Origin of the sequence: Hydrogenophaga intermedia, from assembly GCF_000723405.1 — a bacterium.
In the GTDB taxonomy this organism is placed as follows: Bacteria; Pseudomonadota; Gammaproteobacteria; order Burkholderiales; family Burkholderiaceae_C; genus Hydrogenophaga; species Hydrogenophaga intermedia.
This window is the reverse complement of the sequence record NZ_CCAE010000119.1, coordinates 1-705: the sequence shown is the minus strand read 5'-3', so window position 1 is coordinate 705 and position 705 is coordinate 1. Positions and strand designations below refer to the sequence as shown.

Below are 705 nucleotides of genomic sequence, written 5' to 3'. Positions count from 1 at the left end.
CATCTCGTTCAAACCTTTTCAGTCAAAGTGCTCAGCATAGACGAGCAAGTTGCTTGACCGTCAACGCGACAAAACCCGTAAACGGGCTGCAAGCTAGACTGGAAGCCAGTTTCAACGGATTTTCGGAGGTCACCAAATGGGTGAAGCCAAACGGCGTCGACTTCTTGTTCAAACGCATGCGCTTGAGGCCATGGCAGTGGATACACCGGGAGGTCGCATCCACGTACAGTGGGACCACGCTGCCAGCGCCACACCGAATGCACAGCTGACGTTCTTTGCCGAGTTTTTGGCCACCACCGGGGTCTACGAATCCTGGGTGAACAGCTGCCCCTTGAGTTACAGCAGTCCGAACGCGCACAGCAAACGCGATGTGTTGGGCACATGGCTGCTGGCAATACTGGCAGGTCACAAACGCTATGCCCACATCACTGGCCTGCGAGGTGATGCGGTGAGTCCTCAGATTCTGGGAATGGAGAAAATCATCAGCGAAGACGCGCTGCGTCGCTCGTTGTCCCGCATGAGCGCCGAGCAAAGCAAAACTTGGCTGGTGCCCCAACTCCTGAGCAGCGTGCAAGCCGCATTGAGCACCCCCTGGATACTGGATATCGACACCACCATCAAACCTTTGGTAAGCGTTCCGGGAACCCATCTTTTGTTTTGCCGGTGAATCTGCGAATCTCGTGCCTCGGCAATCAACGAACGAGA

At 55.5% G+C, this 705-nt stretch carries 1 protein-coding gene; it reads left to right on the top strand.

Going from position 1 to position 705, the window contains the following annotated elements:
* The first annotated feature begins 136 nt into the window (after window positions 1-136).
* Entirely contained in the window at window positions 137-667 is a 531-nt protein-coding gene (locus BN948_RS25390) for a transposase family protein (RefSeq protein ID WP_148663199.1), read from the top strand.
* The last annotated feature ends 38 nt before the right edge of the window (window positions 668-705 follow it).

Excerpts from the sequence above, each read along its gene's own strand:
- BN948_RS25390 (WP_148663199.1), top strand. The coding sequence starts at position 137 with ATGGGTGAAGCCAAACGGCGTCGACTTCTTGTTCAAACGCATGCGCTT.